This window comes from Marinobacter persicus (genome assembly GCF_900114155.1).
GTDB classification, from domain to species: Bacteria; Pseudomonadota; Gammaproteobacteria; order Pseudomonadales; family Oleiphilaceae; genus Marinobacter; species Marinobacter persicus.
The window spans coordinates 222,880-232,231 of sequence record NZ_FOSC01000006.1; the positions used below are offsets into that span (position 1 = coordinate 222,880).

Annotated in this window: 10 protein-coding genes; all 10 read right to left on the minus strand. The window is 56.8% G+C overall.

What is annotated here, in order from left to right; translation table 11 throughout:
- Window positions 1-36 precede the first annotated feature (36 nt).
- A complete protein-coding gene (locus BMZ63_RS08595) occupies window positions 37-792 on the minus strand; it encodes a cytochrome c1 (RefSeq protein WP_091704358.1) in 756 nt (251 codons plus the stop codon).
- Entirely contained in the window at window positions 792-2,024 is a 1,233-nt protein-coding gene (locus tag BMZ63_RS08600) for a cytochrome b (RefSeq protein WP_091704361.1), read from the minus strand. Before BMZ63_RS08600 ends, BMZ63_RS08595 begins: the two co-directional genes overlap by 1 nt.
- A complete protein-coding gene (gene petA, locus BMZ63_RS08605) occupies window positions 2,024-2,620 on the minus strand; it encodes a ubiquinol-cytochrome c reductase iron-sulfur subunit (protein WP_091704364.1) in 597 nt (198 codons plus the stop codon). Before petA ends, BMZ63_RS08600 begins: the two co-directional genes overlap by 1 nt.
- A 237-nt stretch (window positions 2,621-2,857) precedes the next feature.
- Window positions 2,858-3,250 carry a 30S ribosomal protein S9 gene (gene rpsI, locus BMZ63_RS08610; RefSeq protein ID WP_091704367.1) on the minus strand — a complete coding sequence of 131 codons (393 nt, stop codon included), beginning with the start codon at window positions 3,248-3,250 and terminating at the stop codon, window positions 2,858-2,860.
- Between the two features lie 12 nt (window positions 3,251-3,262).
- Entirely contained in the window at window positions 3,263-3,691 is a 429-nt protein-coding gene (gene rplM / locus BMZ63_RS08615) for a 50S ribosomal protein L13 (protein WP_091704371.1), read from the minus strand.
- 195 nt (window positions 3,692-3,886) lie between these two features.
- A complete protein-coding gene (locus tag BMZ63_RS08620) occupies window positions 3,887-4,696 on the minus strand; it encodes a TatD family hydrolase (protein ID WP_091704375.1) in 810 nt (269 codons plus the stop codon).
- An 18-nt stretch (window positions 4,697-4,714) separates the two neighbouring features.
- Window positions 4,715-6,295 carry a peptide chain release factor 3 gene (prfC, locus tag BMZ63_RS08625; RefSeq protein ID WP_091704378.1) on the minus strand — a complete coding sequence of 527 codons (1,581 nt, stop codon included), beginning with the start codon at window positions 6,293-6,295 and terminating at the stop codon, window positions 4,715-4,717.
- A gap of 68 nt (window positions 6,296-6,363) precedes the next feature.
- A complete protein-coding gene (gene rimI, locus BMZ63_RS08630) occupies window positions 6,364-6,834 on the minus strand; it encodes a ribosomal protein S18-alanine N-acetyltransferase (RefSeq protein WP_091704381.1) in 471 nt (156 codons plus the stop codon).
- Window positions 6,835-6,839: 5 nt separating this feature from the next.
- Window positions 6,840-7,613 carry a hypothetical protein gene (locus tag BMZ63_RS08635; protein WP_091704383.1) on the minus strand — a complete coding sequence of 258 codons (774 nt, stop codon included), beginning with the start codon at window positions 7,611-7,613 and terminating at the stop codon, window positions 6,840-6,842.
- Between the two features lie 29 nt (window positions 7,614-7,642).
- Window positions 7,643-9,193 (minus strand): 2-isopropylmalate synthase, encoded by a 1,551-nt coding sequence (locus tag BMZ63_RS08640; protein WP_091704386.1) that lies wholly within the window; start codon window positions 9,191-9,193, stop codon window positions 7,643-7,645.
- Window positions 9,194-9,352: the final 159 nt, after the last annotated feature.

The window sequence follows — 9,352 nt, forward strand, 5'->3', positions numbered from 1 at the left end:
CGCTGGATATCAGCGGCGGGTATTATACCCTAATTCTCAGTGGACGTCTTTCCAGTACTCACGGTTGAGCAGGTAAGCCACCACAAAGAAGATCGCCACAAAGATCAGCACGAAAATACCAAGACGTTCGCGCTCAACCTTCACCGGGTCACCCATATAAGACATGAAGTTGGTCAGGTCCCACATGGCCTGGTCAAACTCCGCGCCACTCATGGTGCCTTCGCTAGCGTATTCAGGGCACACATCCGCGTTATTCACATTGCCACTGAGCGGCTCAACACTGGCATCAACACCAATGTTTGGCTCAACCGCGCACAGACCCTGCATTTCCACCATGACGTGCGGCATACCGACCTTGTCGAACACCACGTTGTTCACGCCCAGCGGACGGGACTCGTCCTTGTAGAAGCCACGAAGGTAGGAATACACCCAGGACTCACCACGCAGACGGGTCTCCAGCGTCAGATCGGGTGGCGGAGCACCAAACCAGCCGGCAGCCATCTCTTTATCCATGGAGATTTTCATCAGCTCACCAATTTTGGCGCCAGTGAAAATCAGATTTTCCTCGTACAGCTCGGCCGGAATTTCAAGATCATCCGACACGCGCTTGTAGCGGGCGTACTCCATGGAGTGACAGCCCATGCAGTAGTTGGTGAACAATGCGGCACCACGCTGCAGGGATTCCTTGTTGGTATGGTCTGGCTCCATGTGGTCCAGTGGAACCGAGCCACCGGCTGCCAGCCCGATGGCCGGCAGGATGGCGAAAACGAGACCTACAATCAGCTTTCTCATTATCCTGTCACCCTCTCTGGAACTGGCTTGGTTTTCTCCATGCGCGTATAGAACGGCATCAGAATGAAGTACAGGAAGTACAGAGTCGTCAGAATCTGCGCTGCCGTAGTACGACCCTCCGTAGCCGGAACCAGCCCAAGGTAACCCAGAACCACGAAGCTGACCGCGAAAATCGCCAGTGCGATTTTGCTCAACCAGCCCTTGTAGCGGATAGAGCGGACCGGACTACGATCAAGCCAGGGCAACACGAACAGAATGGCGATCGCACCACCCATGACCACAACACCCCAGAACTTGGCGTCCAGACCGAACAGGTCAACCGTCACCGCGCGCAACATGGCGTAGAACGGCGTGAAGTACCACACGGGCGCAATGTGCGCAGGTGTCTGCAGCGGGTTCGCCGGCTGGAAATTAGGCTTCTCCAGGAACAGACCGCCCATTTCCGGGAAGAAGAACACGACAATAAAGAAAATGAAGAAGAAGACGCCCACACCCAGCAAATCATGCACGGTGTAGTAAGGATGGAACGGAATACCATCTTTCGGGATACCGTTTTCGTCCTTGTTCTTCTTGATATCAATACCATCAGGGTTGTTGGAGCCCACTTCGTGCAGCGCCAGGATATGCAGAACAACCAGGCCCAGCAGAACGATCGGCAGAGCAACCACGTGCAGGGCGAAGAAGCGGTTCAGGGTAATACCGGAAATCAGGTAGTCACCACGAATCCACAAAGACAGGTCTTCGCCAATCACCGGAATGGCACCAAACAGGTTAACAATAACCTGGGCACCCCAGTAGGACATCTGACCCCAGGGCAGCAGGTAACCCATAAAGGCTTCTGCCATCAGCACCAGGTAAATCAGCATGCCGAAAATCCAGATCAGCTCACGGGGCTTCTGGTAGGAACCGTACATGAGTCCACGGAACATGTGCAGGTAGACCACAACGAAGAACGCAGAGGCACCGGTTGAGTGCAGATAGCGCAGCAGCCAGCCCCACTCGACATCACGCATGATGTACTCGACGGAGGCGAAAGCGCCCTCACCTGAAGGGTTGTAGCTCATGGTCAGCCAGATACCGGTCAGCAACTGGTTGACCAGTACGAGCATGGCCAGCGAGCCGAAGAAGTACCACATGTTGAAGTTTTTCGGCGCGTAGTACTTCGCCAGGTGTTTGTTCCAGGCATCAACGATTGGCAGACGATCGTCCACCCAGTTAATCAGCTTCTGCATCACGCTGCCTCCGGATCAAGACCAACGGTCATGGTCGCGTCATCGTCAAACCGGTACGGTGGCACTTCCAGGTTCAGAGGTGCCGGCTGACCGGAGAATACACGACCTGACAAATCGAATTTGGAACCGTGACAGGGGCAGAACAAACCGCCGAGCCACTCGTCACCCAGATCGGCCGGAGCCACTTCAGGACGGTACGTAGGCACACAGCCCAGGTGGGTACAGATACCCACGAGCACGATAAACTCCGGCTTCAGGGAGCGGGTAGTACCGCTGATGTATTCCGGCTGCTGACTGGCGGCCGTCGATTCAGGATCCTTCAAACGAGGAGTCATTTTCTCCAGGTTATCCAGCATTTCCTCCGTGCGACGGATAATCCACACGGGTTTACCCCGCCAGTTCACAGTGATCTGCTGGCCCGGTTCAATTTTGTCGACTTTTACGGTTACCGGTGCGCCTGCTGCTTCCGCTTTAGCACTGGGATTCCAGGACTGTACGAAAGGAACGGCCGCACCGACGACGCCGACACCACCTACCACAGACGTGGCACCGATCAGAAATCGGCGCCGGCCTTGGCTCACGTCGCCATTACTCATTATGGTTTTCTCCCATCAGGCGAGGCGCAAACACGGCGAAGCCGTTGCTGCGCATCTCAAAGGACTTCACAACCCAAAAATGTAAGCGCTGAAATGGTAATGAAATTGCCCAAAGCTTACAAGCCGGAAAGGGACAGACACCGGCTAAGGACTGCGCCAGATCAAAATTTTTTCCAACTGGCCGGACATAAAAAAACCCGGCAAAAAGCCGGGTTTTTCCATCGATACGGGTACCGATTAACGCTTGGAGAACTGCGGACGCTTACGCGCCTTGCGCAGACCAACCTTCTTACGCTCAACCTTACGAGCGTCACGGGTTACATAACCCGCAGCACGCAGAGCCGGACGCAGGGTTTCGTCGTAATCCATCAGCGCACGGGTCAGGCCGTGGCGAATAGCGCCGGCCTGGCCACTGGTGCCGCCACCGGAAACCGTAATGTTGATATCAAACCGATCGGTAGATTCAGCAACAACCAGCGGCTGACGAACGATCATGCGCAACGTCGGGCGACCGAAGAATTCTTCGATGCTGCGACCATTAATGGAAATGTTACCGCTTCCCGGCTTGATAAAGACCCGAGCCGTGGATGATTTGCGGCGACCAGTACCGTAATTTTGTGCTACAGACATATCCGCCTTCCGTTAAATGTCGAGTTCTTTGGGCTGCTGAGCGGCATGGGGATGCTCAGTGCCAGCGTAGACTTTCAGCTTTTTAAACATGGCGCGGCCGAGCGGGCCCTTCGGAAGCATGCCTTTGACAGACTTCTGAATGATTTGCTCGGGAGCCTTGTCTACCAGCTTCTCGAAGTTGATGGACTTGATTCCACCCGGAAAGCCGGTGTGGCTGTAGTACATCTTTGCAGATGCCTTCTTGCCGGTAACCTGCACCTGGCTGGCATTGATCACAACGATGTAGTCGCCAGTGTCCACGTGAGGAGTATACTCAGGCTTATGCTTGCCCCGCAGACGACGGGCGATTTCGGTTGACAGACGACCGAGCGTCTTGCCGGCTGCGTCTACAACGTACCAGTCACGTTTTACTGTTTCTGGTTTCGCACTCAGAGTCTTCATTGATTCCGCCTTGAACGCTATAAAAGAAACGTTGAAAACCACCACCGGTAAATGCAAGGCATCCGGAGGAGGTTCATACCTGTTAGTTGGCAGTGACACTATTCGGGGCTGAGATAGTGACATCGCCTTGAAAAGCCAGGGCGCGAAGTATACTCGAAGGCACACCGAAAGCCAACCCCGGCACCGGGTGTTTCGCTAATCCCCTACTGGCCCCGGCGCCAGGGCACCGGAATCCATACCGTAGAGCCGAGCCGCATTGGCCAGCAGTCGGGGGGCAAGCGCCTCCGGCGGCTGCCCGGTCAGGTCGACCAGCGCCTGAAAAATGGCCGGCAGGCACGCCGGCGAATTCCGGCCTTTTGCCACGCCGGCCGGCGCCATGTCCGGTGCGTCGGTTTCCAGCACCAGCGAATCCAGTGGCAGCCGCGCTATTGCATCACGGGTTTTGCCGGCCCGCGGGTGCGTGACCACCCCGCCGACACCGATAAAACACCCCAGGTCCACCAGCTTTTTCGCCTGCTGGTAACTACCGGAAAACCCATGCACCAGGGCCTGGCCCTGCCAGCGCTTCGCCCGCAGAATCTTGTGCACCTCGTCATGGGTTTTAACGGAATGGATAATCAGCGGAAACCGGTAACGGTGGGCAATGTCGATCTGCGCACCGAACCAGGCTTCCTGCTCGCCCAAATCCCCGTGCAGCCGGTCCAGGCCGCATTCACCGACACCCAGGCAGCCAGCGGGCTTCTCCGCCAATGTCCGCTCCAGGGCGTCGAGGTCCGCCGACCCATGCTGATCAATAAACCAGGGGTGAATGCCAAGGCAGTACCAGATTCCCCGGTCCGGCTGCGCCACGGATTGCACCCTGGGCCAGTCCGGACGACGAACTCCGGGAATCACCAGCCCCCGGACACCGCTGCTGCGTGCCCGCAACCACTCCTGCTCCCGGACACCATCGAACCGTGGAAAGTCGAAATGGCAATGGCTGTCAAACAAGACCGGTGCCGGCATAGCGGGCCTCCGAGCGGATCAGTGCTCCCGGGTTTTCTGGAAATGAATATCCGGATAACGTTCCTGGGCCAGGTTCAGGTTGACCATGGTCGGCGCGATGTAGGCCAGACGATCACTGCCGTCCAGCGCCAGATTATCCTGATTACGGCGTTGGAACTCGTCCAGTTTCTTCTCGTCGTCACAGGTTACCCAGCGAGCGGTTGCCACATTGATGGGCTCGTAGATAGCCTCGACCTTGTATTCACTTTTCAGCCGGCTGACCACTACATCAAACTGCAGTACACCGACGGCACCGACAATCAGATCGTTGTTCTGCAACGGTCGGAAGACCTGCACCGCGCCCTCTTCAGAAAGCTGGATAAGGCCTTTTTGCAGCTGTTTCGCCTTAAGCGGGTCTTTCAGGCGAATACGGCGGAACAGCTCCGGAGCAAAGTTCGGGATACCAGTGAACTTCATGTTTTCGCCAGCGGTAAACGTATCACCGAGCTGGATTGTGCCATGGTTATGCAGGCCGATAATATCGCCGGCATAGGCTTCGTCGGCATGCTCCCGATCGCCGGCCATGAAGGTCAGCGCATCCGAAAAGCGCACGTCTTTACCAATACGGACGTGCCTCGCCTTCATGCCCTGCTGGTAGCGACCGGACACAATGCGCAGGAAAGCCACCCGGTCGCGGTGCTGCGGGTCCATGTTCGCCTGGATCTTGAAAACAAAACCGGAAAAGCCATCCTCCGCCGGCTCCACTTTACGGGTATCGGTCTCCCGACCCTGGGGTGACGGCGCCCACTCCACCAGGCCGTCCAGCATGTGATCGACGCCAAAGTTGCCCAGCGCCGTACCAAAAAATACCGGCGTTAGCTCACCTGCCAGGAACGCTTCCTGATCGAATTCGTGGGACGCGCCTTTGACCAGCTCGATTTCATCCCGCAGGTCCTGGGCGTAACCGCCGATGACCTCATCAAGTTCCGGATTATCCAGGCCTTTGACGATCTGTTTGTCCTGGATCGTATGACCTTGCCCGGAGTGGTACAGGATCACTTCGTCCCGCAGCAGGTGATAGACGCCCTTGAAACTCTTGCCCATGCCAATGGGCCAGGTGATCGGCGCGCAGGCAATCTTGAGCACCTCTTCCACCTCGTCCATCAACTCGATGGGATCGCGGGTGTCACGATCCAGCTTGTTCATGAAGGTCAGGATCGGTGTATCCCGCAGGCGGGTGACCTCCATCAGTTTGATGGTCCGGTCCTCGACACCTTTCGCGCTATCGATCACCATCAGGCACGAATCCACAGCCGTGAGCGTTCGATAGGTGTCTTCGGAAAAGTCTTCGTGGCCGGGCGTATCCAGAAGGTTGACCAGCTTGCCGCCGTAGGGAAACTGCATCACCGAGGTGGTAACCGAGATACCCCGCTCCTTTTCCATTTCCATCCAGTCAGACTTGGCGTGTTGACCGGATTTTTTCCCCTTGACGGTACCGGCCTTCTGAATGGCCTGACCAAACAGCAACACTTTTTCTGTAATGGTGGTTTTACCGGCGTCCGGGTGCGAGATGATCGCAAAGGTGCGGCGCTTGGCCACTTCCTCGGAAAGGTTAGGCATAGAAAGACAACCTGAATGGTGTGGGTGAAAAGCGTAATTATAAGGCCTGAAGCCACACGGAGTGAACCTCAGGAAAACGTTAGAGCAAGCACCCGGGCCGCCTCGCGCCCCTGACCCGCAGGGTAGTAGTCCGGACGACGCCCGATTTCCTCGAACCCCTCACTGAGATACAGGGAGGCTGCCGGATCATTGCTTTCACGGACCTCGAGGATCATGCAAACAGCATCATCCCGCAGGGCCTGCGCCAGTGTGTGACGCAAAAGATACCGGCCAGCGCCGCAGCGACGGACATCCGGATGCACGCAAATGTTGAGCAAATGCGCTTCGTCATGAAGATGGCTGACAATCGCGAACCCTACCAGAACATCTTCCCGGACCAACGCCCACAACCGGTAGTTGCTGCGAAAGCAATCCAGAAAGACAGCCTCGGACCATGGGTGGGAGTGGCTGAGGCGCTCGATTTCCAGCACCGCGGGCAAATCCTCCCGCTCCAGCGACCGGATCGTCAGCCCGGATACCGCCTGATATCCAGAAACCATGGAAGTCACAATCCCTGATCCCGGTGCCGCTTGAGTTCCTGCCATAGCGCACGTTTACTATCCGGGTCCCCGGCCAGTGACGCCAGGCTGTTTGCCATGCGAATATCCGGCCGCCTTACAAGGGCGTCATCGAGCCAGGGCCCGGTATCACCGAGCACAATCACCCACCGATGATCGCCTTGCGGTAACCAGTCTTTCAGAAAAGACTCCAAATGGACCGACTGGTTCAGGGGCACAGCCGTGTTGTTGAACAGCGGCCAGCGGAGAATTTCGGATGGCCGGGCCTCGAGCTCACCAATCGCTTTGAGAATATTCTCTGCCAGGGCCTGCTGCAAAGCCAGACTGCTCTGGGCCGACAGTACGCCGATCAACAGACACTGTGTACCGGACCAGGTTTGCAGTTGAACGGATGGAACGACGGGCTTGTCGGGGGAGGCCGATGTGACCGCAACCGCTGTTTCATCAGCACCCGCAGCGGGGAGCTGCTCGTCTCTTGCAGGATTGGCGGCCGACCGGCCATCCATCAACGATTGCAGGTCAGCAATATGCCCTTTGCCCTTGCCACGCTCGCGGGCACTGGCACCCTTACGCCCTTCCGGCTGTGCCGCCACGACTGCGTCACCCGCATGGGCAACGGGCGCAGCCGGTACCACGTCGGCAGGCTCTTCCGGGAAACGGAATTCCGGACTCGGCGCTGCACCCGGCAGGGGATGGCGAGCGTACCATAGCCGGACACCCGCCGCCGCCAGGTAAAACTGCCTTTGCGCTTCGTCTGCCATCACACAGCCACCACTCGTTCCGGAATCACTCAAACATCGGCAATTTGCGGATGCTGGCGTTTACCACCACGGGTAATCAGGTTCAGTGCCTCAATGTAGGCCTTGGCGGAGGCGATAATAATGTCGGTGTCCGAACCTACACCATTGACAATCCTTCCGCCACGCTCGAGACGTACGGTCACTTCACCCTGGGCATCGGTGCCGCTGGTGATCGCATTAACCGAATACAATTGAAGGTTACAACCGGAGTCCACCAGAGATTCGATGGCCTTGAAAGTGGCATCCACGGGCCCGCTACCCTCCGCCTCGACCGTATGTTCTTTATCCTCCACCGTCATCGTCAATGTTGCCCTTGGGATAACACCGGTCTCGGAACATACCTGCATGCACACCAGATCGTACGGGCCTTCTTCCTCTTTCTGGCGGGTGTCACTGGCAATGGCCTGCAGATCTTCGTCAAAGATCTCATGCTTGAGATCGGCCAATGCCTTAAAGCGGGTGAATGCCTCATTCAGTTCGCTTTCCGTCTCGAATTTAATGCCAAGCTCCAGCAGCCGTGTGCGGAAGGCATTCCGACCGGAGTGTTTACCCAGAACCAAGCTGTTGGTGTGCCAGCCGACATCCTGGGCCCGCATGATTTCATAGGTTTCACGATGTTTCAGCACGCCATCCTGGTGAATGCCGGACTCATGGGCAAAGGCATTGGCACCGACAATGGCCTTGTTTGGCTGAACGGGAAAGCCGGTAATGGTCGACACCAGTCGGGAAGCCGGCACGATGTGCTGTGTGTCGATGCGAGTATCAATATTGAAAAGATCCTGACGGGTACGGACTGCCATCACAATCTCTTCCAGGGCTGCATTGCCAGCACGTTCACCAAGGCCGTTGATGGTACATTCAACCTGCCGGGCACCATTGGTAATTGCGGCGACGGAGTTTGCTACCGCCAACCCGAGGTCGTTGTGGCAGTGCACGGAGAAAATCGCCTTGTCGGCATTGGGAATGCGATTGAGCAGTTGATGGATGGTTTCACCGAACTGTTCCGGAATGGCGTAACCAACGGTATCCGGGATGTTGATGGTACGAGCGCCGGCATCAATCGCCGCTTCGATAATACGACACAGGAAGTCCAGCTCCGAACGGCCGGCATCTTCACAGGAGAATTCAACATCGTCCACATGATTCCGGGCGCGCTTCACCGCTTTAACGGCCTGCTCTACCACCTGTTCGGGCTGCATTTGCAGCTTGTGCTGCATGTGGATAGGGGACGTGGCGATAAAGGTATGAATACGACCACTCTCTGCCGGACGCACCGCCTCTGCCGCCCGATCAATATCCTTGTCCAGAGCACGGGCAAGGCTGCAGATGGTCGAACCTCTCACGGACTCCGCAATGGATTTAATGGCGTCAAAGTCGCCCTGGCTGGCGATGGCAAAACCCGCCTCGATCACGTCAACGCGCAGCTTTTCCAGCGCCTTGGCGATACGGAGTTTCTCCGCTTTGTTCATGGTGGCCCCGGGGCTTTGCTCACCATCACGCAAAGTGGTGTCGAAAATAACGAGGTGATCGGTTGTAGCCATGACTGGGGCTCCCTTCAGAATGTTGATGTCGTTATTGCGCAGAGTATATCACTTCCTGATCGGACATTTTTTCCGGGCAATAAAAAACCCCAGCACCGGAGGATGCTGGGGTTAGGGATAAGAGCCTGACGATGACCTACTCTCGCATGGGCGAACCAC

What these genes read in the sequence shown, in the direction of transcription:
- BMZ63_RS08595 (WP_091704358.1), bottom strand. Translation starts at nt 792, where the DNA reads ATGAGAAAGCTGATTGTAGGTCTCGTTTTCGCCATCCTGCCGGCCATC.
- rplM (WP_091704371.1), bottom strand. Translation starts at nt 3,691, where the DNA reads ATGAAGACTCTGAGTGCGAAACCAGAAACAGTAAAACGTGACTGGTAC.
- prfC (WP_091704378.1), bottom strand. Translation starts at nt 6,295, where the DNA reads ATGCCTAACCTTTCCGAGGAAGTGGCCAAGCGCCGCACCTTTGCGATC.
- rpsI (WP_091704367.1), bottom strand. Translation starts at nt 3,250, where the DNA reads ATGTCTGTAGCACAAAATTACGGTACTGGTCGCCGCAAATCATCCACG.
- BMZ63_RS08600 (WP_091704361.1), bottom strand. Translation starts at nt 2,024, where the DNA reads ATGCAGAAGCTGATTAACTGGGTGGACGATCGTCTGCCAATCGTTGAT.
- BMZ63_RS08620 (WP_091704375.1), bottom strand. Translation starts at nt 4,696, where the DNA reads ATGCCGGCACCGGTCTTGTTTGACAGCCATTGCCATTTCGACTTTCCA.
- BMZ63_RS08635 (WP_091704383.1), bottom strand. Translation starts at nt 7,613, where the DNA reads ATGGCAGACGAAGCGCAAAGGCAGTTTTACCTGGCGGCGGCGGGTGTC.
- rimI (WP_091704381.1), bottom strand. Translation starts at nt 6,834, where the DNA reads ATGGTTTCTGGATATCAGGCGGTATCCGGGCTGACGATCCGGTCGCTG.
- petA (WP_091704364.1), bottom strand. Translation starts at nt 2,620, where the DNA reads ATGAGTAATGGCGACGTGAGCCAAGGCCGGCGCCGATTTCTGATCGGT.
- BMZ63_RS08640 (WP_091704386.1), bottom strand. Translation starts at nt 9,193, where the DNA reads ATGGCTACAACCGATCACCTCGTTATTTTCGACACCACTTTGCGTGAT.